Here is a 21,642-nt window from a genome sequence, read left to right on the forward strand (position 1 = left end):
CACCTCTTAGATGACTTCTACTGAACCACCTTTTGAAGTGATTGCTTCTTCAGCTGATTTAGAGAATTTAGCAGCTTTCACTGTCAATTTCTTCGTCAATTCGCCGTTACCAAGAATTTTAATTCCTGATTTTTCAGCTTTAACGATACCAGCTTCGATAAGTACAACTGGTGTTACTTCTGCACCATCTTCAAAAGCGTTCAATTGATCAAGGTTAACAATCGCATACTCTTTTGCGTTGATGTTGGTAAATCCACGTTTTGGAAGACGACGGAACAATGGAGTTTGTCCACCTTCAAAACCTGGACGTACGCCACCACCGCTACGAGCTTTTTGACCTTTTTGACCACGGCCTGAAGTTTTACCGTTACCTGATGATGTACCACGACCTACACGGTTGCGGACTTTACGAGAACCTGTAGCAGGTTGCAATTCATGAAGTTTCATTATTTGTTTTCTCCTCTTTTTCATGCTAGCGCTTGTGGAGAGCAAAGAGTCTTCGTCCACAAACTCGCTGATAGTAAACTGACGTTAAGTCGCAAAGATTTCTCTATGCGACTCATGTCTGTTTTATTTTATTTACTTAACTTCTTCAACGGTTACCAAGTGAGAGATAGCCTTGACCATTCCAAGAATAGCTGGGTTATCTTCTTTGACAACTGAGCTGTTCAATTTGCCAAGTCCAAGGGCAACAACTGTTTTACGTTGTTCTGGTTTGCGACCGATTGGAGACTTAGTCAAAGTGATTTTAATTTGAGCCATGTCAATCTCCTTTCTTATGCTAAATCAGAAACTGAGATGCCGCGAAGTGCAGCCACTTCTTCAGCACGTTTCAGTTGTTTCAAACCTTCAACGGTTGCACGCACGATGTTGATTGGTGTGTTTGAACCAAGTGACTTAGAAGTCACATCTGCAACACCAGCCAATTCAATAACCGCACGAGTTGCACCGCCGGCAGCAACTCCAGAACCTTCTGAAGCTGGTTTCAACAAGACACGGGCACCACCGAATTCAGAGTAGACTTCGTGTGGGATTGTTGTACCAACCATTGGTACTTCAATCATGTTTTTCTTAGCAGATTCAACTGCCTTGCGGATAGCTTCTGGTACTTCTTGAGCTTTACCAGTACCGAAACCTACGCGACCGTTACGGTCACCAACAACCACAAGAGCTGCAAAACGAAGACGACGTCCACCTTTAACAACTTTTGTAACACGGTTGATGGCTACTACGCGTTCTTCAATTTCAACTGCGTTATCTTTAAATGCCATTTCTTAGTGTCCTCCCTATTAGAATTTCAATCCGTTTTCACGAGCTGATTCAGCCAAAGCTTTCACACGTCCGTGATAGAGATACCCACCGCGGTCAAAGACCACTTCAGAAATACCTTTAGCGACTGCGCGTTCAGCAACGAGTTTACCTACAACAACAGCTTGTTCTGTCTTAGTACCTTTTGAAACTTCTTTATCAAGAGTAGAAGCGCTTGCGAGCGTTACACCCGCTACGTCATCAATCACTTGAGCGTAGATGCCTGTATTAGAACGGAAAATGTTCAAACGTGGGCGAGCAGCAGTTCCAGAGATTTTACCGCGAACGCGACGATGGCGTTTTTGGCGGATTTTGTTTTTATCTGGTTTTGAAATCACAATATTCACCTCTTAATGTATGATCATGTCTTCATAAAAGACAAGTTTGAGAAATAGTTAGCCAAGTGGTCTAGCCACTCCAGCAAGCTATTATTTACCTGTTTTACCTTCTTTGCGGCGAACGAATTCACCAACATAACGGATACCCTTACCTTTGTATGGCTCAGGTGCGCGAAGGCTACGGATGTAAGCTGCTGTTTGACCAACAACTTCTTTGTTGATACCAGACACGTTGATGAGTGTTGGTGATGGAACTTCAAATGTGATACCTTCTGGTGCAATCACTTCATCTGGATGTGATTTACCAACTGCAAGTGTCAATTTGTTACCTGCCAATTGTGCACGGTAACCGACACCACGCATTTCAAGTTCTTTTTTGAAGCCTTCTGAAACACCAACAACCATGTTGTTGAGGTTAGCACGGCTTGTACCGTGGATAGTCTTCATTTCTTTTGAATCGTTTGGACGGTGAAGAGTTACTTCAGTACCTTCCACACGGATTTCAATAGCTGTTGGGAACTCACGAGTAAGTTCGCCTTTTGGTCCTTTTACAGTTACCAAGCCGTCTTTTTGAGAGATCTCAACACCAGCTGGCAATGTAATGATTTTATTACCAATACGTGACATATTATTTTTTCTCCTGTTAGATTATCAAGCCGCCAAGCGACTAGTTTTCACGGGGCAAACAAGATACTGAACCGTTAAGCAACTCGATGAAAAACAAAGAGTTGTAGGCGTGTTCAATTCGTGTATCTTGTTCATGTTTGGTTTCATGATATCATCAAATCACATTATGAAATTTGACAGCATCATCCTCTTAGGTTTCAATTTCTAAATGGGCAAGGCAGAGCTACTCAAGTATACCAAGACGCCCTAACATAGTCACATGACGAAATTGGAAGCTAAAAGATTACCAAACGTAGGCAACAACCTCACCACCAACGTTCTTTTGACGAGCTTCTTTGTCAGTCAAAAGACCTTCTGAGGTAGAGACGATTGCGATACCTAGTCCGTTAAGGACTTTAGGAATATCTTCACGTTTTGAGTAAACACGAAGACCTGGTTTTGAAACGCGTTTCAAGTTGGTGATAACACGCTCACCGTTTGGTCCGTATTTCAAGAATACGCGGATGATGCCTTGTTTGTCATCTTCGATGAATTCAACGTTTTTTACAAAACCTTCGTTTTTAAGAATTGTAGCAATTCCTTTTTTGATGTTTGATGCAGGCACTTCAAGCACTTCGTGTTTTGCTTGGTTAGCGTTACGAATACGTGTCAAAAAGTCTGCAATTGGGTCAGTCATAACCATTTGTTGTTTCTCCTCTTACTAGCAGTTTGAATAAATCACTTGCTAGTTAATGTGTGCCTGATAGGCAACGCAAAGTTTGAATTTGCTAGTATGATGCTAGTGCATCCTAATATTTGAACTCAGGCTACGGCCCGTGTGAAAAAGATAACTCTATCTAGAGCGCAAGCGTTCTTCGCTAGAGTTCCTTTTTTCACTTTGTCCGTCACGCCCTCAGTATCATGTTTTAATTGAGTTCGAGCTACAACCTTAGCAAAGAAGATAGATTTTCCTAGAAGTAAACTTCGTCGTCAATTCTCCTATCTTTGCGTTGGTTGCTAAACGCTCTCACATCTTATTTTACCAAGAAGCTTTTGTTACGCCTGGAATCTGTCCAAGGTAAGCCAAGTCGCGGAAGCATACACGGCACAATTTGAACTTGCGGTACACTGAGTGTGGACGTCCACATTTTTCACAGCGTGTGTAGGCTTGTGTAGAGAACTTAGCTGGGCGTTTGTTCTTAGCGATCATTGATTTTTTAGCCATTTATTCTCTCCCTCTTATTTTGCAAACGGCATACCAAGGCCAGCAAGCAAGGCACGCGATTCTTCGTCAGTGTTAGCTGTTGTAACGATAACGATGTCCAATCCGCGAGTCTTATCAACATCGTCGAAGTTGATTTCTGGGAAGATCAATTGCTCTTTGACACCAAGGGTGTAGTTACCGCGTCCGTCAAATGATTTTGTTGGAACACCGTGGAAGTCACGAACACGAGGAAGTGATACAGATACCAATTTATCCAAGAATTCGTACATACGCTCACCACGAAGGGTAACTTTTGCACCGATCGCAACACCTTCACGAAGACGGAAGCCGGCGATTGATTTTTTAGCCTTAGTGATAAGTGGTTTTTGTCCTGAAATCAATGCCAATTCTTGGGCAGCTTTTTCAAGGTTTTTAGCGTTAGAAACTGCGTCACCAACACCCATGTTCAAAACAATCTTATCTACTTTTGGCACAGCCATAACTGATGAATAGTTGAATTGTTCAGTCAAAGCAGGAACTACTTCTTTAAGATATTTTTCTTTTAAGCGATTTGCCATGTTACTTCTCCTTTCCTTCGTGATTAATCAAGCACTTCGCCTGATTTTTTGTTGTAGCGAACTTTTTTGCCGTCTACAAATTTGTAACCAACGCGTCCTGCAACACCATTTTTGTCAAGAACTTGTACGTTTGACACATGGATTGGCGCTTCGATTTCAACGATAGCACCTTGAGGGTTTTCGCTATTTGGTTTTTGGTGTTTTTTAACGATGTTAACACCTTCAACAACAACTTTGTTTACTTTTGGAAGTGCTGTTACAACAAGAGCTTCAACGCCTTTGTCTTTACCAGCGATTACGCGAACTTTATCGCCTTTTTTTACAAACATTTGATTTCTCCTATATTTCTTACGCCCTTGAGGGCACCCTGTTACTCTCGTAAAGCAACAGGGGACTTAGTTTGTTAAATTATAGTACTTCTGGTGCCAATGAAACGATTTTCATGAAACCGCCGTCACGCAATTCGCGTGCCACTGGGCCAAAGATACGAGTTCCGCGAGGGTTTTTATCTTCACGGATGATAACTGCAGCATTCTCATCGAATTTGATGTATGAACCATCAGCACGACGAGCACCTGTCTTAGTACGAACGACAACGGCTTTTACAACGTCACCTTTTTTAACCGCACCACCAGGAGTAGCTTGTTTTACTGAAGCAACGATGATGTCGCCGATGTTAGCGAATTTACGTCCTGAACCACCAAGGACTTTGATAGTCAAGATTTCGCGTGCGCCACTGTTGTCAGCAACTTTCAAACGAGTTTCTGTTTGAATCATGTCAATTTTCTCCTTTCAGCTTGATTAAATGATAACTGCCTCTTCCACAACTTCTACAAGACGGAAGCGTTTTGTAGCTGAAAGCGGACGAGTTTCCATGATACGAACGATATCGCCTTCTTTAGCAACGTTGTTCTCATCATGAGCCTTGTATTTTTTAGAGTAGTTAATACGTTTACCATAGACTGGGTGGTTACGTTTTGTTTCAACTACAACTGTGATGGTTTTGTCCATTTTGTCAGACACAACGCGTCCAACAAGAACTTTACGATTATTGCGTTCCATTGAAATTCTCCTTTCCCAATCTATTATTTCGTTTCAGATTGCACAGTCTTGATGCGTGCAATTTGTTTCTTCACTTCGTTCAAACGAGCAGTTTGCTCAAGTTGACCAGCAGCAGCTTGGAAACGAAGTTCGAAGAGTTCTTTCTTCAATTCGTTTTCTTTCTTAGCAAGTTCTTCTTGAGAAAGGCCACGAAGTTCTTTTACAAAATCTTTAATTTCTTGAAGTTTCATGTCTTCTCCTTATTCTGCTTCACGTTTTACGAATTTTACTTTAACTGGCAATTTGTGGCCAGCAAGGCGGAATGCTTCGCGTGCGATTTCTTCAGAAACGCCTGCAACTTCAAACATTACCTTACCGCGTTTAACTGGAGCTACCCAACCTTCAGGAGCACCTTTACCAGAACCCATACGCACACCGATAGCTTTAGCGGTGTATGATTTGTGAGGGAAGATTTTAATCCAAACCTTACCACCACGTTTCATGTAACGGGTCATAGCGATACGGGCAGCTTCGATTTGGCGGTTTGTAATCCATGAGCTAGTAGTAGCTTGAAGACCGTATTGACCGAAGTCTACTTGCTTACCACCTTTTGCTTCACCGCGCATTTTTCCACGGAATTCACGACGGTGTTTCACACGTTTAGGTACTAACATTTGTTATTTACCTCCTTTAGTGTTTTTACGAGCCGGAAGAACTTCACCACGGTAGATCCATACTTTAACACCAAGTTTACCGTAAGTTGTCAAAGCTTCTTCCCAAGCGTAGTCGATATCCGCACGAAGTGTATGAAGAGGAACAGTTCCTTCTGAGTAGCCTTCTGCACGTGCGATATCAGCACCGTTCAAACGACCAGAAACTTGTGTTTTGATACCTTTAGCACCAGCGCGCATTGCACGTTGGATCGCTTGTTTTTGAGCGCGGCGGAATGCCACACGTTGCTCCAACTGACGAGCGATTGACTCACCAACAAGGTGTGCATCCAAATCAGGTTGTTTGATTTCGATGATGTTGATGTGTACTTGCTTGCCTGTCAATTTGTTGAGTTGTGCACGAAGTGCGTCAACGTTGCTACCAGCTTTACCGATAACCATACCAGGTTTTGCTGTGTGCACGCTTACGATTACTTTGTTCACAGCACGTTCGATCTCGATAGTTGAAACAGACGCTTCTGCCAACTCTTTTTTGATAAAGTTGCGGATTGCAAGATCTTCATGAAGGTAATCCGCGTATTCTTTTTCAGCATACCATTTAGCATCCCAATCACGGATGATGCCGACACGCATACCAATTGGATGTACTTTTTGTCCCACGTTTTTACCTCCTTATTTTTCTGCAACCACTACTGTGATGTGAGCAGTGCGTTTGTTGATTGGTGAAGCAGAACCCTTCGCACGAGGACGGAAACGTTTAAGAGTTGGTCCTTCGTTTGCGAATGCTTCGCTGACTACCAAGTTTGCTTTTTCCAAACCAAAGTTGTTTTCTGCGTTAGCGATTGCTGACATCAAGACTTTTTCAATGATTCCAGCTGCTTTGTTTGGGGTGAATTTCAAGATTGCGATTGCGTCTGCTACGCTTTTGCCACGGATGTTATCCAAGACAAGACGTGATTTACGAGGTGAAACACGTACTGTGCGAGCAGTTGCTTTAGCTGAAGTAATTTCTGCCATTGTGTTTTCCTCCTAAATTATTTACGACGAGTTTTCTTGTCGTCTGCAGCATGACCTTTGTAAGTACGAGTTGGTGCAAATTCACCAAGTTTGTGACCTACCATGTCTTCTTGAATGTATACAGGCACATGTTTACGTCCATCGTAAACTGCGATTGTATAGCCGATGAAACTTGGGAAGATCGTTGAACGACGTGACCAAGTTTTGATTACTTTTTTCTTTTCGTCATTTGCTTGAGCTTCAACTTTTTTCATCAAATGCTCATCGACGAAAGGTCCTTTTTTAAGACTGCGTCCCATTTAGTATTTTCTCCTTTAAAATATGTACCACAGCGGCCTGCGCACAAGATGTGCGCTACCGAGCTGGCGGATCTAAGCTAGCCTATTTTTGGTTGCGGCGACGAACGATTAGTTTGTCAGACTTAGCTTTCTTGTTACGAGTTTTCAAACCAAGAGCTGGTTTACCCCATGGTGTAGATGGAGCTTTACGACCAACCGGTGCTTTACCTTCACCACCACCGTGTGGGTGATCGTTAGGGTTCATTACAGAACCGCGAACGGTTGGACGGATACCTTTCCAGCGACTACGTCCAGCTTTACCAAGGTTTACAAGACTGTGCTGTTCGTTACCAACTGTACCGATAGTGGCACGGCAAGTGCCAAGAATCATACGAACTTCGCCTGATTGAAGACGAACAAGAACATACTTACCTTCTTGACCAAGAACCTGTGCAGATGCACCAGCAGCACGAACCAACTCACCACCGCGGCCTGGTTTCAACTCGATGTTGTGAACCACAGTACCGACTGGGATGTTTGCAAGTGGAAGTGCGTTACCAACTTTGATGTCGGCTTCTGGACCTGAGATGATGCGTTGACCAACTTCAAGACCTTTAGGAGCAAGGATGTACGCTTTCACACCGTCTGTGTAATGCACAAGAGCGATGTTAGCTGAACGGTTTGGATCGTACTCGATTGTTTTAACAACTGCTTCAACGCCATCTTTGTTACGTTTGAAGTCAACCAAACGGTAGAAGCGTTTGTGGCCACCACCTTGGTGACGAACAGTGATACGACCGTTGTTGTTACGACCAGCTTTGTTTTTCAAAGCAACAAGCAAGGTTTTTTCTGGAGTGCTTGTTGTGATTTCAGCGAAGTCCAAAGAAGTCATGTTACGACGGCCATTTGTCGTTGGTTTATAAACTTTAATACCCACGTTAATTCCTCCTTTGATTATTCAGCTTCAGTCGCAAACAACTCGATTGCTTTAGAATCAGCTGTAAGAGTGATGATAGCTTTTTTAACTTTGTTTGTGCGACCTACATAACGACCTACGCGTTTTGTTTTAGGTTTCACGTTGATGGTGTTAACATTTGCAACTTTAACGCCTTCAAAGGCTGCTTCAACAGCTTGTTTGATTAAGAGTTTGTGTGCACGAGTGTCAACTTCAAATACATATTTGCCTGCTTCGAGTTGGCCCATTGAGCTTTCTGTGATGACAGGTTTTTTGATAACATCATACAAATTCATTATGCAAGAACCTCCTCGATCTTAGAGATAGCTGCTTGAGTTACAAGAAGTTTGTCTGCATTTACAATGTCAAGAACGCTTGCAGTTGTTGCAGTTGTAACGTTCACGTTTGGAAGGTTACGAGCTGAAAGAGCTGCGAATTCGTTGCCTTCTTCAAGAATAACAAGGACTTTTGAATCAATGCTCAACGCTGCAAGTACTTTTGCAAATTCAGCAGTTTTTGGAGCTGTAAATTCAAGTGAGTTAACAGCGACAAATTTGTTTTCAGCAACTTTTTCTGAGTAAACAGATTTAAGTGCCAAGCGACGAACTTTACGCGGAAGTTTGTAGGCGTATGAACGTGGAGTTGGTCCGAAGACTACGCCACCACCACGCCATTGTGGTGAACGGATAGAACCTTGACGTGCGCGTCCAGTTCCTTTTTGACGCCATGGTTTGCGTCCGCCACCTGATACTGCTGAGCGGTTTTTAACTGCGTGAGTACCTTGACGAAGGCTAGCGCGTTGGCTGATGATTACATCAAATACAACTGCTTGATTTGGCTCGATACCAAAGATCGCATCGTTAAGAACTACTTCACCAGCTTGTTTACCAGTTTGGTCAAATAATGTTACGTTTGCCATTTCGACTGATTTCCCCTTTCCTTATTATTTACCAGCTTTAACTGCTGACTTGATAGTGATAAGAGACTTCTTAGCACCTGGTACGTTACCCTTGATAAGGATGACGTTCTTTTCTGGAACAACTTGTACAACTTCAAGGTTTTGAATCGTTACACGGTTGCCACCCATACGACCTGCAAGGTTCTTGCCTTTGAAGACACGGTTAGGTGCCACAGGACCCATTGAACCTGGACGACGGTGGTAACGAGAACCGTGAGCCATCGGACCACGAGATTGACCGTGGCGTTTGATAACACCTTGGAAACCTTTACCTTTAGATGTACCAGTTACATCCACAACATCGCCGGCTGCGAAAGTGTCAACTGTGATTTCTTGTCCAACTTCCAAGCCTTCAATGTTTTTGAATTCACGAATGAAGCGCTTAGGAGCTGTGTTAGCTTTAGCTACATGGCCTTTGGCAGGTTTGTTGCTCAAAACTTCGCGTTTGTCATCAAAACCAACTTGAACTGCAGCGTAGCCATCAGTTTCAACTGTTTTCACTTGAAGAACAACGTTTGGAGTTGCTTCGATGACAGTAACAGGGATAAATTCACCAGATTCAGTGAAGATTTGAGTCATTCCCACTTTTTTCCCTAAGATTCCTTTTGTCATGAGAAAATATTTCCTTTTCTTGATAATTTTAAAAAGTTTTTTATGAGCGTTTTTCATGCTCAAAAAAGTTTTTAACGAGCGTTTTTTATGCTCTGTGCGAAATCAGATTAGAGTTTGATTTCTACATTTACACCACTTGGCAAGTCCAATTTCATCAAAGCGTCAACTGTTTTTTGAGTTGGGTTGATGATATCAACAAGGCGTTTGTGGGTACGCATCTCGAATTGCTCACGAGAGTCTTTGTACTTGTGAGTCGCACGGATAATCGTGTAAAGACTGCGTTCAGTTGGAAGCGGAACTGGTCCAGCAACTGTTGCACCTGTGCGAGTTGCAGTTTCAACGATTTTTGCAGCGGCTGTGTCAAGTGTACGGTGCTCGTACGCTTTCAAGCGGATGCGGATTTTTTTGTTTGCCATCTTTTTCTCCTTTTCGTCTATTTAAGATAATAGGCTAGCTCCACAAGAAAACCAACACGAGTTGCGTGGCAATGCAACCGAGCGTGTCGCAACCTCTTGCATCAAAGCTACAGCCGTATTTTTTACGGCACCATAGTAGTATAACAGAAGATACCAGCCATTGCAAGGGTTTATGCTCATTTTTTGCATTTTTCTTGGATAGGGGACACATTTAGAATTTCTTGTCTATATAGTAGAAGATTTCCTTCTTTGACAAAAAAGAAAAGAGCCGACCTAGGTCGACTGATTTCTCGGAGATATATGAAAAAGATATGCCAGCCGTTTGAGCTTTAGCTCTTATGGATGACGATACTGAAAATCTTTCAGTAAAAGTTTTAGGATGACTATACTATACCCGAGCTAGCTTAAAGAAAACTGAAAGAATTTTGAAATTTTTTGTACAAAAGAAATCTCCCAACTGTTGCGATTAGGAGATTTCAAGGAGATATATGAAAAAGAATACCTAAAGTATAGCCTACCTTCCTTAATCTTTCCTTAAGTGGCAAAAAGATGTTTTATTTCCAGTAAATGACTGATTTTTTGGTTTTGTTCTAAGCCGTCGATTTGCAGATTGATACTAGAAATGCCGGCATGGATGGCTGTTTCTGCATCCAGGAGACGGTCGCCAATATAATAGGTGGTTCCCTTGTCCAGCTGGTACTTGTCAATCAGATAAAGCAGGGCTTCTGGACTTGGTTTGCGGGCAAAGCCTGAGTCACTGGTCAGGATTTCTGTAAAATGCTGGATAATGCCCAAATCAGTCAAGACCTGAAAGGCATTGTCACTCTTGTGGGTGAAGACAAAGTTTTGAATGCCTTGCTCTGCCGTCCAGGCCAAGATCTCACGCGCCCCATCCATCAAGGGAATCTGCGTATTTTTCTCCTTCAGGGAAGTCGCCCGCACGCGGTTGAGCTCCTCACTATCCAGACCATACTGGTCAGCATCGCGTACCAGCAAGTCCTTGACAGAATAGCGGAGGATGAAATTTCTTACTTCCTCTCGATCAAAAGGGATGTCAAATTGTTCATAGGTTTCTTGGATACCAGCCAAAATAGCCTCGTAAGAATCTAAAAGCGTTCCATCCAAATCCCAAATAAAGGTCGGTGTTGTCATTCTATCTCCATTCGTATGCTTGATAGGCTTTATCTAGTTCATAGCCCAGTTTTTCCGCAAGTTTCAAGGAAGTCAGTGTATGGGCGTCCCAGCTAGGGTAGAGCCCTCTCTCCAGACAGGTCAAAATCAGTTTGGCAGCACAAATCGTTGCCAAACCTTGCCCTCGGTAACCCTCTCTGGTGTCGACTTCTATCTCAATCCCGCCTGAATAGCTGGCATAGGATGAGGCCCCTGAAACCACCTGACCCTTGTGCAAGACTAGATAACCCAAGCCAAATGTGGCAAACTGCTCAAAATCTGCGAAATTGCCCACCAAATCCTGCGACCAGGCTTCTACCAGACAGGCCTCGTACAAGCTGCGGTTGATGCTGGTTACTTCAAATCCCTCGGGCAGGGAGTCGACCAAACCTTCCAAATATTCTCTATCAAATAAGGTATCTTTCTTGGTGGCGTAGCGGGTGAAAAGTCGCACTCTGTGGCCATACTGACTTTCAATCAAGTCTGCCCAAGCCTGATCTTGCGGCACTAGGATGATGTCCTTGCCTTCACACTTTCTCAGCAAGGCCGCATCTGGTTTTCCGGCTAAAAAGGCAAAGAAGCTCTGCCGGCCATAGAGAGCTAGGGCTGACTGGGGTGACTGGCTGTCATCGACATGGATTTGACCCATACGGCCTTCTAAACAGGTCCAGATAAGGGTTTCAGGCCAATCTCCAAACAAGGCGGCAATCTGACTGGTCTGCTCTGCCATTATTTTTCCTCCCTATAGGGATAACCCAAGTGCTCGTAGGCCTTGGCTGTCGCAACCCGCCCTGTCCGTGTCCGCATGAGAAAGCCCTGCTGAATCAGGTAGGGCTCGTACATGTCCTCCACCGTTTCGCGCTCCTCGGCGATATTGACCGACAGGGTGTTGAGTCCAACGGGACCACCGCCATACATCTCAATCATGGTGCGGAGAATCTTCTGGTCCACATAGTCCAGACCCTCACGGTCCACATCCAGCATGGTCAGGGCCTTGTCGGTAATGGTATCGTCAATCAGGCCATTGCCCATAATCTGGGCAAAATCCCGCACCCGCTTGAGAAGGCGATTGGCAATCCGAGGCGTGCCCCGCGAACGACGGGCCAACTCAATGGCCGCTTCATGGGTAATCTCCATCTCAAAGATGTCGGCAGTCCGCTCCACAATCTCGGTCAAATCATCCAGCTCATAATATTCCATGTGACCGGTGATGCCAAAGCGGGCCCGCAGAGGATTGGATAGCATGCCCGCACGCGTTGTCGCTCCTATCAAAGTGAAAGGCGGCAAATCCAAATGGACCGAGCGGCTGGCTTCGCCAGTTCCAATCATGATGTCAATGTAGAAATCCTCCATGGCAGAGTAGAGAATTTCTTCCACAGCCATGGGCATGCGGTGGATTTCATCAATAAAAAGGACATCGCCAGGCTCCAAATCATTGAGAAGGGCCACCAAATCGCCTGCCTTTTCAATAACAGGACCGCTGGTCTGCTTGATATTAACCCCCAGTTCGTTGGCAATGACAAAGGCCATGGTCGTCTTCCCCAGACCTGGAGGGCCAAACAGCAGGGTGTGGTCCAGGGCTTCATCCCGGAGCTTAGCCGCCTCGATGAAGATTTTCAACTGGTCCTTAACCTTGTCCTGGCCGATGTATTCATTTAATTTCTGCGGACGCAGGGTACGCTCAACATACTCCTCATCGCCCATCAATTCATTGTCTAAAATTCTAGTCATAGGATTATTATAGCATAGTTGAGAGGAAAAAGAGATTGTTTTAGAATCCTTTAAGCTTGATTGTTTATACTCTATACAAGCTAGAAATAGCACACTTCACTGAACAGCGTTCAGTACCCTATCTTTTTCATATAATCTCCCGAAACCACCCAGCCCAATCGGCTGGGTAGTTTTGTTGTTTGCCCCAAAATGACAAAAACAAAAAAGCCGGAGGACCGGCTTTTTTGTGGAGATTATATGAAAAAGAAGTTTTAGGATGTTCATAGTATAACTAGGCTAGCTTAATTTTTCCTTAAACCAATTCTGAATTGGAAAAATTAGCTTTCTTCCGTGCGTTGACCCAGCAATTCCTCAACAAAAGCAATCTGCGCCTTGTATAAGTCGAGTTTGTAGCCCTTTAAGGAGGCCAGCATCGCTATTCCAACTCCAATTAGAAGGAGGAAACAAACCAAAAGAAAAGCCATTTTGAGATCTTTTTCCTGCCAAAAGAAGAGAAGGCCCAGGAGCGTTGCGATTGGCAACAAGGTACAGCCCACACAGCCCTTGCGGGTCTTAAGCAAGTCTTTACGCAACTTCCCCTGACTGGTTCGATAGCGGCGCATTTCTTCCTCTGTCAACCTCTCCAAAAGGCGGTTGCGCAGGTTTTTGTAGCTCATTTTTCCCTTGTCCATGTCGACTCCTTTCCTACTCTTGTTCTCTCATTATACCAAAAAAGTGACCATCCAAAAAGAACCTCCTTGGTGTTCAAGAAGGTTCCTTTCCAGCAATCTATTACCGTCTGGTGAGACGACGATAAATAAATGTTAACAGGAAAAACAATTGCCCGCATAAATAAACCATCAGAAGAGCCAGTCCTATGTAAAAGAACACCAGCGAAACTCGTGGGTAATACGTCGTCGGCTGCACGACAAACATGAGCAGAATAACAAGACCCCATCTCATTCCTCAGGTCATCTTTCTTTGGATAAACCATTCTAGAAAATCTTCTCTAGGATGACTTCTGGTTTCTATGTATTCATTTTTAATTTCTAAAAAATATGTTCTGATATGGTTCGTCAGGTATGGCATTCCCGTTTTTTCAATCTTATAATCCTAGTCGCTCAAAGACTTCATCTACCCGCTTGGCATAGTAATCCGGATTGAAGAGTTCGTCAATCTCTGCCTGAGTCAGTTTGGCTGTCACGCGCTCATCTGCTTCAAGGAGAGGCTTGAAGTCCACTTGATTATCCCAGGACTGCGCGGTCTTTGGCTGTACCAAATCATAGGCTTCTTCACGGGTCATCCCTTTTTCAATCAGACTGAGCATGACACGCTGGCTGTAAATGAGCCCAAAGGTCGACTCCATATTGCGCTTCATGTTTTCAGGGAAGACGGTCAGATGCTTCACAATATTGCCGAAGCGGTTGAGCATGTAGTTAATAAGAATTGTCGTATCCGGCGTTATGATGCGCTCCGCAGACGAATGCGAAATGTCGCGTTCGTGCCAGAGGGCTACATTTTCAAAAGCCGTGACGAGGTGGCCGCGGATAACGCGGGCAAGACCGGTCATATTCTCAGAGCCGATAGGGTTGCGTTTATGGGGCATGGCAGAGCTGCCTTTTTGGCCTTTGGCGAAATACTCTTCGACTTCGCGTTGTTCAGATTTTTGCAGGCCGCGGATTTCTGTCGCCATCCGCTCGATGGACGTTGCAATCAGAGCCAGGGCTGAGAAGTATTCTGCGTGAAGGTCACGGGGAAGGACTTGGGTGGAAATCTCCTGCGGACGGATGCCCAATTTTTCACAGACGTAGGCCTCCACAAATGGAGGAATATTGGCAAAATTGCCCACGGCACCAGAAATTTTACCAGCTTCCACACCTTTGGCAGCCACATCAAAACGCTCCATATTGCGCTTCATTTCGCTGTACCAAGTGGCCAGTTTCAATCCGAAGGTCGTTGGCTCCGCATGGACACCGTGGGTACGGCCCATCATAATGGTGTACTTGTGCTCACGCGCCTTGTCGGCGATAATGTTGGTGAAGTTTTCAAGGTCACGGCGGATAATGTCGTTGGCCTGCTTGTAAAGGTAGCCGTAAGCTGTATCCACCACGTCGGTCGAGGTCAGACCGTAGTGGACCCACTTGCGCTCCTCGCCAAGACTTTCTGAAACCGCACGGGTGAAGGCCACCACATCATGACGGGTCTCCTCCTCAATCTCCAAAATCCGGTCAATATCAAAGGTCGCCTTCTCACGAATCAGCGCCACATCTTCCTTGGGAATTTCACCCAGCTCAGCCCAGGCCTCGTCTGCGAGGATTTCCACCTCCAGCCAGGCCTTGTACTTGTTTTCTTCACTCCAAATAGCCGCCATCTCAGGGCGGGAATAACGATTGATCATTTTTTCTCCTCAGTAATTTATTAGAAAATCAGTTTTTATAGCATTTGGTTCTGCAATTATTGTTGTATAAGATGTCAAATCTTGAGATGTGGCAAAAGGAATCGGGAATAGAACAAACTTTTGATTAGATTCATCAGCTAATTCCAATCTGACCTTTCATAGTTACTCTTTTTGAAACTAAAACATTTTCAAAGTCGTCTAATTGTAGTAGTCGAGAATAAACATATTGAACATAATCTTCTAATCTTGTTCCTGTATTAGTCACATCCTACCTACCAATCCATCCCTTCCCCAAACTCTGCGGCGTCATCGGCAAAGAGGGTCACATGCCCCATTTTGCGGTTGTGCTTGGCTTCTAGTTTACCATAAAGGTGGAGGTGGGCGCTAGGGTTTTCTTGAACAAAGGTCTGAGCTTTTTCCATGTGCTGGCCGAGAATGTTGAGCATGACAGCCGGCGCGTGCAGCTTGATTGGCGGCAGGGGCAGGCCCAGTACGCCCAGAATATGGGTATCGAATTGGGAGAAATTGCAGGCCTCAATGGAATAGTGGCCTGAATTGTGAGGCCGCGGGGCAATCTCATTGACCAAAATGTCGTTACCGGCGACAAACATTTCAACGCAGAGGGTGCCTGATAAGTCCAATTTTTCTGCGATTTGCAGGGCCATGGCTTGGGCCTTTTGCGACAGCTCATCAGAGATGCGGGCAGGCACGATGGTTTTGGAAAGGATGTTGTTGCGGTGGATATTTTCCTGGACAGGGAAGACCGTAAAGGCAGAGCCGTTGCCGGATACCAGAACCGAAATTTCCATATCAAAGGTGACAAACTCTTCCAAGACGCACTCGGCTGAATTGGCCAATTTGCTGGCCTGAAGGACGGAGGTTGCCGACTGGATGACCACCTGACCGTGACCGTCATAGCCGCCGGTTGCCGTCTTGAGGACATAGCGCTTGGATAAGTCCAGATGTTCAAGATCCAGGCTTGAGGTAACCACCTTATAGGGAGCGACAGCAACTCCGGCTTTTTTCGCTAAAAAGTCCTTTTCAAAAATACGGTTTTGAGAAATGCGGAGCAGGTCTGTTCCTTGAGGAAGCTGGCCTTCTTTGATGACCGCATCCAAGGCGTCTGCATCTACATTTTCAAATTCGTAGGTCAAAACATCGCAGCGCTCGGCTAGTTGTCGAAGAGCCTCTACATCGTGGTAGGGAGCGACGATGACTTCGCTGACCTTGGAGGCCGGGCAGTCCGCGGCTGGGTCAAGGCTAATGACCTTGTGCCCCATATAAATGGCAGAAATGGCCATCATCTGGCCCAGCTGGCCACCGCCGATAATTCCGATTGTTTTAGATGAGTTCATCTGTTGAAGCCTCCGCAATTTCTCCCTGCTCAGCCGCAAAGACTGCTAGTTTTTCTGCAATAGCTGCATCTTCGATGGACAAGATACGCAGGGCTGTTAAAGCAGCGTTGGTAGCACCCGCTTCACCAATGGCCATGGTCGCTACTGGCACACCGCCCGGCATTTGGACGATGGAGTAGAGCGAGTCTACTCCGCTGAGAGCGCGGGATTGGACTGGCACGCCGATGACCGGCAAGGTTGTCTTAGCTGCTACCATGCCGGGCAGGTGAGCTGCACCGCCTGCGCCTGCGATGATGACCTTGATGCCGCGAGCGCGTGCTTCTTGGGCATGCTTGAACATGAGATCGGGCGTGCGGTGGGCAGAAACAACCTTCTTTTCATAAGCTACGCCAAATTGGTCTAGTAAGTCAGCTGTCTTTTTCATGGTCGCCCAATCCGACTTGGACCCCATAATGATGGAAATAATTGGATTCATAAGTTACCTCACTTTATATCTTCTGCATCAACTACCTGATAGCCCTTTGCTTGCAGGGCTTGAGCAAATAAGCCGCTGCCTGCAACCTTCTGACCCGAAAACGTTCCGTCATAGATTTGCTTAAGGCCGCAGGACGGGCTTCTGGATTGCAAAATAGCCAGTTCGATGTCTTGTCCTTCGATACTTTCAAGCGTCTTGGCAATGCCCAGCTGAAAGGCGCTGTCATAGGATTTTCCGTCCGCGTCCCGGACACTTCCGCCAACAATCTCTACCGGCTTTCTCGGAACAGGCAGACCGCCTGCAACCTCTGGGCAGACGGGTAGGACAGCTTTGTCAGCAACAAAATCAACAACAGCCTGATTGTAATTGTTGCCTCCGTTGTACTTGCAATTTTCTCCGAGCAGGCAGGCACTAACGAGAACACAGGCCTGTCTATTTTCCAAGCGCTTTGCTCCCGATGTCTGTACGATAAAAGAGGCCACTTGTGTCTTGTTGGGATAGTTCTTGGTAGATTTTTTTCTGCGCAGCTGAAACATCGCCCGCTGTGGTGACCAGCATGTAGACCCGACCGCCATTAGACAGCAGGGCTTCGCCCTTTTCTCCAAACTTAGCTCCTGCATAGTAGGTGATGATGTCGCCTTCTGTCTTAGCTGGCAACACTGCTCCTTTTTCGTAATCGAGGGGGTAGCCATTTGAGGCCACCACCACGCCAAGGGTTACGCCGCCTTGCAGCCAAGTCAGCTCTGTCGGACGTTTGTGGAGGATGTCGTCGATGTTTTGGGCAAAATCGCTGGTCAAGCGCGGTAGGATAATCTGGGTTTCAGGGTCGCCAAAACGAGCGTTGAACTCGATAACTTTTGGGCCTTTGTCAGTCAAAATTAAGCCTGCGTAGAGAACCCCCAGATAAGGTCTGTCCTCTGCAATCATGCCTTCAAGAACAGGCTGGACAATAGTTCTCACCGACTCATCAATGACGCTCTGAGGCAGGTGAGGAACTGGGGCATAAGCTCCCATACCGCCGGTGTTTGGCCCTTTATCACCATCATAAGCCCGCTTGTGGTCTTGCGCTGTCGGCAGGATATAATATTGGTCGCCGTTGACAAGGGCAAAGAGAGAAAATTCTTCTCCAGCCAAAAATTCTTCAACAACAACGCGAGCACCTGAGTTGCCGAACTTGTTGTCCAAAAGCATTTCGCGGGCAGCTTCCACCGCTTGCTCCACTGTTTCAGCAACGACTACTCCCTTGCCTAGGGCTAGACCATCCGCTTTTACAACGATAGGAGCGCCTTGTTCTTCGATATAGGCTTTGGCTGCTTCAAAATCACTGAAAGTGGCATAGGAAGCCGTTGGAACACCATATTTGACCATGATTTGCTTGGCGAAATCCTTGGACCACTCCAGCTCGGCCGCTCGCTTGGACGGCCCAAAAGCTTTAAGACCTGCCGCTTCAAAATCATCCACCAGACCGGCTGCCAGCGCATCATCCGGCCCGACAAAGGTCCAGGCAATGTCGTTTTTCTTGGCAAAGGCAATCAAAGCCTCGTGTTCATCTATCCCCAAACTGACCAAATCCAGACCGTCCAGAGTCATACCATCATTTCCCGGCGCAACAAAAACCTGACTAACGCGATCAGATTCTAACAATTTCTTAGCGATAGCATGCTCACGACCGCCTGAACCAACAACGAGTAACTTCATGTTTCACCTCAAATTACGGATTTTATAAAAACAGTATAGCAGAAACGGTCGGAAATTTCTATAAATAGGCAAAGAACGTTCGGAGAATCAGGCTTCTTCTTGGCCAAGGACTAATTTTCAAATTTTTTCCATTTCCTTTTTCCTTTCTCGAACAGGTAGGGTAGGAGGTAATAAATGAAAAAATATCCAACACTTTTGCTATCGTCCAGCTTGTTGTTAGCAAGCCTTGTTAACGGGGGTGTCATCCAGGCCCAAACCACAACAACAGAAGTTAGGAATGAGCCTAGACAGACCACCACTATTGAAACAAGTCTTTCTACGCCAAGCTTAACAGACCCAACCAAGCTCCATCAACCGATACAGACCCAGCTCAACGGACGGACACTTTCGGTCTTCTACCAACGTTCCGCTGAGCAAGCAGGACTGCCTATCCGCTATGCTGTTTGGTCAGATGAACAAGGGAAAGACGATAGTAAGTGGTACGATGCAGGTCAACTGCAGACAGACATTGACCTAGCTCAACACGGAACTTACGGTTCCTACACGATTCAAGCCTATATTACCATCGACCAGCAAGACATTCTTCTGGGAAGCAGTTCTTTCCAACGGCCAAAACCGCAGCCAACAATCACTGCCAATGTGTCTGAAAAAGGATTTTTGGATGTTCGGGTAGACAATGTTCCAGAAAGCATCACCGAAATCAAACTACCAACTTGGTCGGAAAACAAAGGGCAAGACGACCTCAAATGGTACACTGCCACAAAAAACGCAGATGGAAGTTATGGTCTGCGCATCGCCTTGTCCAATCACAAATCAGACACGGGGATGTATCTCATTCACCTCTACGGACGAGAAGGAGAGCAGCAGCCGTCCACCATGTTAGGTCACGTTAAATTCCATGTGGAAGACGGACATTTGATCAAGCAGACACCTCCCACTCTAACTGCGGCGATAAACCAACCTGGTTTTATCGATATTCAAGTGGACAATGTTCCAGAAAGCATCTCCGAAGTCAAACTGCCAACTTGGTCAGATAAGAATGGACAAGATGACCTCAAGTGGCACCTTGCCACAAAGCAAGCCGACGGAAGCTACACTGTGCGGATTGCCCTATCTGACCATAAAGCAGATACAGGGAACTATACCATCCACCTCTATGGTAAAGGAGAGTCCGATAGCAAGGCGCGTTTCTTGGGCAACACGAAGATTGGTGTGGAAGACCGTCACCTGCAAGGAATTGCCAAACCCAAAGTTACCGCCCAAGCAGTGCAACCCGGCTTCTTGGATATTCGAGTGGACAATCTCCCCGACACCATCACCGAAGTCAAACTGCCAACCTGGTCAGATAAGAACGGACAAGACGACCTTAAGTGGCACATTCCCAGCAAAAATGCAGATGGCAGCTACCATCTGCGCATCCCCCTTACAGATCACAAATCAGACACAGGAAATTTCAATATCCACCTGTACGGACGAAGTGAAACAGACAGCAAAGCGCGTTTCTTAGGCAATGCCAAGATTACGGTAGACAAAACGCACTACGACCAACCTAGTTCACCAGACATTTCCACCAAGCTGACTAAAGATGGAATGCTGGAGGTTACTGTGAAAAATCTTCCCAAAACTGTCACGCACGTTAAGCTGCCAACCTGGTCGGACAACAAGGGGCAGGATGATTTGCACTGGTATACGGCGAAGAAAAACGAAGATGGGACGTATGGTCTTAAGATTGCTCTTAAAGATCATCACTTCGACACAGGAACCTACCACATCCACCTTTATACGCAGGAAACAGGAAAAGAAGGTTTTAGTGGCGTAGGAAAAACAGAAGTTACCGTCCAAAAACAAGATCTCCCATCTCAGCAGGAGCCATCCATCCAGCTAGAAAGCCTAAACGCTCAAACCGGTCAGTATAAGATCGTCGTCCAAGAAAGCCCAGCTGGAAAGAAAATTCAATCGGTTGTTGTTGCAACCTGGTCTACTGACAATCAAAGCAACCTCCTGTGGCGAGAAGCTACCGCAAAAGACGGCCGTTATTCCGTCCACATCCAGTACTCTGATCATCAGGGACACAACGGCCATTACCAAAACCACGTCTATATTACCTATGCTGATGGCAGCCGAGTCGGCTATATCGCTAAAACGGTTAATTTGACTCAGGCCCGACAGCCTATCCATTTGGACACCAAGGCCACCTCTGCCGGTGTTTATCAAGCGACTCTGTCCAACGTCTATGACAAAGGAACTGTCCGCTTTGCTGTTTGGTCAGATAAAGACGGTCAGGATGACTTGGTTTGGTACGAAGCAAGTCAAACCGGAGAGCGGACTTACACCGCCACCATCCCTACTAGCAACCACAGCGGAAACGGCACTTATCACATCCACGCTTATCAAGAACAGCGCGGCCAAAACAAGGGCCTTCATTCTGCTACTTTCAAGGTCAACAATCTTTTCTACGACGCTTCCAGTTATCCAACTGGCGAGTGTACCTGGGGTGTCAAATCACAGCTCCCTTGGGTCGGCCCTTACTGGGGGGACGCCAAACATTGGGTCAAGTCGGCTCAAAATGCTGGTTTTACAGTCGGAACAGTTCCTAGGGTCGGCTCCGTCGCAGTCTGGACAGGGGGCTATTACGGACATGTCGCCTTGGTAACAGCGGTCCAAGGCACCTACTCGATTCAGGTATCCGAATCAAACTACATGGGCCGACGTTACATCGGCAATCACCGAGGCTGGTTCAATCCGACAACCACCTCCGAGGGAGCGGTTTATTACATCTATGGTAGATGATTATCATAGCTACAAAAAAGACAAACTACTTGAACAAATAGTTTGCCTTTCATCTGAAACTCAG

General features: G+C 45.8%; 31 protein-coding genes. 1 reads left to right on the top strand and 30 read right to left on the bottom strand.

What is annotated here, in order from left to right; translation table 11 throughout:
• Positions 1-6 precede the first annotated feature (6 nt).
• From rplO to purD, 30 genes are all read right to left on the bottom strand, one after another.
• Complete coding sequence (gene rplO / locus INT76_RS06435) at positions 7-447, bottom strand: 50S ribosomal protein L15 (RefSeq protein WP_002936637.1); 441 nt, start codon at positions 445-447, stop codon at positions 7-9.
• A gap of 132 nt (positions 448-579) precedes the next feature.
• Positions 580-762 (bottom strand): 50S ribosomal protein L30, encoded by a 183-nt coding sequence (rpmD, locus tag INT76_RS06440; RefSeq protein WP_024532340.1) that lies wholly within the window; start codon positions 760-762, stop codon positions 580-582.
• A gap of 14 nt (positions 763-776) precedes the next feature.
• The gene (gene rpsE, locus INT76_RS06445) at positions 777-1,271 is read right to left on the bottom strand and encodes a 30S ribosomal protein S5 (RefSeq protein WP_212569682.1); all 495 of its coding nucleotides are present in this window, start codon (positions 1,269-1,271) and stop codon (positions 777-779) included.
• 18 nt (positions 1,272-1,289) lie between these two features.
• Positions 1,290-1,646 (bottom strand): 50S ribosomal protein L18, encoded by a 357-nt coding sequence (gene rplR, locus INT76_RS06450; protein ID WP_002936641.1) that lies wholly within the window; start codon positions 1,644-1,646, stop codon positions 1,290-1,292.
• Between the two features lie 90 nt (positions 1,647-1,736).
• Complete coding sequence (rplF, locus tag INT76_RS06455) at positions 1,737-2,273, bottom strand: 50S ribosomal protein L6 (protein WP_212569683.1); 537 nt, start codon at positions 2,271-2,273, stop codon at positions 1,737-1,739.
• Positions 2,274-2,556: 283 nt separating this feature from the next.
• Complete coding sequence (rpsH, locus tag INT76_RS06460) at positions 2,557-2,955, bottom strand: 30S ribosomal protein S8 (RefSeq protein ID WP_212569684.1); 399 nt, start codon at positions 2,953-2,955, stop codon at positions 2,557-2,559.
• Between the two features lie 336 nt (positions 2,956-3,291).
• Positions 3,292-3,477 carry a type Z 30S ribosomal protein S14 gene (locus INT76_RS06465; protein ID WP_002936651.1) on the bottom strand — a complete coding sequence of 62 codons (186 nt, stop codon included), beginning with the start codon at positions 3,475-3,477 and terminating at the stop codon, positions 3,292-3,294.
• A 14-nt stretch (positions 3,478-3,491) separates the two neighbouring features.
• Complete coding sequence (gene rplE / locus INT76_RS06470) at positions 3,492-4,034, bottom strand: 50S ribosomal protein L5 (RefSeq protein WP_212569685.1); 543 nt, start codon at positions 4,032-4,034, stop codon at positions 3,492-3,494.
• Positions 4,035-4,057: 23 nt separating this feature from the next.
• Positions 4,058-4,363 carry a 50S ribosomal protein L24 gene (gene rplX / locus INT76_RS06475; RefSeq protein ID WP_212569686.1) on the bottom strand — a complete coding sequence of 102 codons (306 nt, stop codon included), beginning with the start codon at positions 4,361-4,363 and terminating at the stop codon, positions 4,058-4,060.
• A 79-nt stretch (positions 4,364-4,442) separates the two neighbouring features.
• Positions 4,443-4,811: a 50S ribosomal protein L14 gene (rplN, locus tag INT76_RS06480; RefSeq protein ID WP_049617486.1), complete on the bottom strand. Its 369-nt coding sequence runs from the start codon at positions 4,809-4,811 to the stop codon at positions 4,443-4,445.
• 24 nt (positions 4,812-4,835) lie between these two features.
• On the bottom strand, positions 4,836-5,096 hold the full coding sequence (gene rpsQ, locus INT76_RS06485; RefSeq protein WP_000440801.1) for a 30S ribosomal protein S17: 261 nt from the start codon (positions 5,094-5,096) through the stop codon (positions 4,836-4,838).
• Between the two features lie 23 nt (positions 5,097-5,119).
• Positions 5,120-5,326, bottom strand: a complete 207-nt coding sequence (gene rpmC / locus INT76_RS06490; protein ID WP_002936659.1) for a 50S ribosomal protein L29 — start codon at positions 5,324-5,326, stop codon at positions 5,120-5,122.
• A 9-nt stretch (positions 5,327-5,335) separates the two neighbouring features.
• A complete protein-coding gene (gene rplP, locus INT76_RS06495) occupies positions 5,336-5,749 on the bottom strand; it encodes a 50S ribosomal protein L16 (RefSeq protein WP_002936660.1) in 414 nt (137 codons plus the stop codon).
• 3 nt (positions 5,750-5,752) lie between these two features.
• Positions 5,753-6,406: a 30S ribosomal protein S3 gene (gene rpsC, locus INT76_RS06500; protein WP_212569687.1), complete on the bottom strand. Its 654-nt coding sequence runs from the start codon at positions 6,404-6,406 to the stop codon at positions 5,753-5,755.
• Positions 6,407-6,418: 12 nt separating this feature from the next.
• Positions 6,419-6,763 carry a 50S ribosomal protein L22 gene (gene rplV, locus INT76_RS06505; RefSeq protein WP_212569688.1) on the bottom strand — a complete coding sequence of 115 codons (345 nt, stop codon included), beginning with the start codon at positions 6,761-6,763 and terminating at the stop codon, positions 6,419-6,421.
• A 17-nt stretch (positions 6,764-6,780) separates the two neighbouring features.
• Positions 6,781-7,062, bottom strand: a complete 282-nt coding sequence (gene rpsS / locus INT76_RS06510) for a 30S ribosomal protein S19 (protein WP_000533766.1) — start codon at positions 7,060-7,062, stop codon at positions 6,781-6,783.
• A gap of 82 nt (positions 7,063-7,144) precedes the next feature.
• A complete protein-coding gene (gene rplB, locus INT76_RS06515; protein WP_212569689.1) occupies positions 7,145-7,978 on the bottom strand; it encodes a 50S ribosomal protein L2 in 834 nt (277 codons plus the stop codon).
• Positions 7,979-7,995: 17 nt separating this feature from the next.
• The gene (locus INT76_RS06520; protein WP_212569690.1) at positions 7,996-8,292 is read right to left on the bottom strand and encodes a 50S ribosomal protein L23; all 297 of its coding nucleotides are present in this window, start codon (positions 8,290-8,292) and stop codon (positions 7,996-7,998) included.
• Positions 8,292-8,915: a 50S ribosomal protein L4 gene (gene rplD / locus INT76_RS06525; protein ID WP_212569691.1), complete on the bottom strand. Its 624-nt coding sequence runs from the start codon at positions 8,913-8,915 to the stop codon at positions 8,292-8,294. The genes INT76_RS06520 and rplD overlap by 1 nt, the downstream gene beginning before the upstream one ends.
• Before the next feature lie 24 nt (positions 8,916-8,939).
• A complete protein-coding gene (gene rplC / locus INT76_RS06530; RefSeq protein ID WP_212569692.1) occupies positions 8,940-9,566 on the bottom strand; it encodes a 50S ribosomal protein L3 in 627 nt (208 codons plus the stop codon).
• Between the two features lie 107 nt (positions 9,567-9,673).
• Positions 9,674-9,982 carry a 30S ribosomal protein S10 gene (gene rpsJ, locus INT76_RS06535; RefSeq protein ID WP_212569693.1) on the bottom strand — a complete coding sequence of 103 codons (309 nt, stop codon included), beginning with the start codon at positions 9,980-9,982 and terminating at the stop codon, positions 9,674-9,676.
• Positions 9,983-10,516: 534 nt separating this feature from the next.
• Complete coding sequence (locus tag INT76_RS06540) at positions 10,517-11,134, bottom strand: HAD-IA family hydrolase (RefSeq protein WP_212569694.1); 618 nt, start codon at positions 11,132-11,134, stop codon at positions 10,517-10,519.
• Position 11,135: 1 nt separating this feature from the next.
• Positions 11,136-11,882: a GNAT family N-acetyltransferase gene (locus INT76_RS06545; protein ID WP_212569695.1), complete on the bottom strand. Its 747-nt coding sequence runs from the start codon at positions 11,880-11,882 to the stop codon at positions 11,136-11,138.
• Complete coding sequence (ruvB, locus tag INT76_RS06550; RefSeq protein ID WP_212569696.1) at positions 11,882-12,883, bottom strand: Holliday junction branch migration DNA helicase RuvB; 1,002 nt, start codon at positions 12,881-12,883, stop codon at positions 11,882-11,884. The genes INT76_RS06545 and ruvB overlap by 1 nt, the downstream gene beginning before the upstream one ends.
• A 317-nt stretch (positions 12,884-13,200) precedes the next feature.
• Complete coding sequence (locus INT76_RS06555) at positions 13,201-13,554, bottom strand: hypothetical protein (protein WP_212569697.1); 354 nt, start codon at positions 13,552-13,554, stop codon at positions 13,201-13,203.
• Positions 13,555-13,967: 413 nt separating this feature from the next.
• Complete coding sequence (gene purB, locus INT76_RS06560) at positions 13,968-15,260, bottom strand: adenylosuccinate lyase (RefSeq protein ID WP_212569698.1); 1,293 nt, start codon at positions 15,258-15,260, stop codon at positions 13,968-13,970.
• Positions 15,261-15,532: 272 nt separating this feature from the next.
• Positions 15,533-16,615, bottom strand: a complete 1,083-nt coding sequence (gene purK, locus INT76_RS06565; protein ID WP_212569699.1) for a 5-(carboxyamino)imidazole ribonucleotide synthase — start codon at positions 16,613-16,615, stop codon at positions 15,533-15,535.
• Positions 16,602-17,090: a 5-(carboxyamino)imidazole ribonucleotide mutase gene (gene purE / locus INT76_RS06570; protein ID WP_212569700.1), complete on the bottom strand. Its 489-nt coding sequence runs from the start codon at positions 17,088-17,090 to the stop codon at positions 16,602-16,604. The genes purK and purE overlap by 14 nt, the downstream gene beginning before the upstream one ends.
• A gap of 8 nt (positions 17,091-17,098) precedes the next feature.
• Complete coding sequence (locus INT76_RS06575) at positions 17,099-17,533, bottom strand: 2-thiouracil desulfurase family protein (RefSeq protein ID WP_249116136.1); 435 nt, start codon at positions 17,531-17,533, stop codon at positions 17,099-17,101.
• Positions 17,523-18,788 carry a phosphoribosylamine--glycine ligase gene (purD, locus tag INT76_RS06580; RefSeq protein WP_212569702.1) on the bottom strand — a complete coding sequence of 422 codons (1,266 nt, stop codon included), beginning with the start codon at positions 18,786-18,788 and terminating at the stop codon, positions 17,523-17,525. Before purD ends, INT76_RS06575 begins: the two co-directional genes overlap by 11 nt.
• Positions 18,789-18,962: 174 nt before the next feature.
• Between purD and INT76_RS06585 the strand changes: the two genes are divergently transcribed.
• Positions 18,963-21,578 carry a GBS Bsp-like repeat-containing protein gene (locus INT76_RS06585; protein WP_212569703.1) on the top strand — a complete coding sequence of 872 codons (2,616 nt, stop codon included), beginning with the start codon at positions 18,963-18,965 and terminating at the stop codon, positions 21,576-21,578.
• Positions 21,579-21,642 lie beyond the last annotated feature (64 nt).

The sequence above is a fragment of the Streptococcus oriscaviae genome (genome assembly GCF_018137985.1).
GTDB lineage: Bacteria > Bacillota > Bacilli > Lactobacillales > Streptococcaceae > Streptococcus > Streptococcus oriscaviae.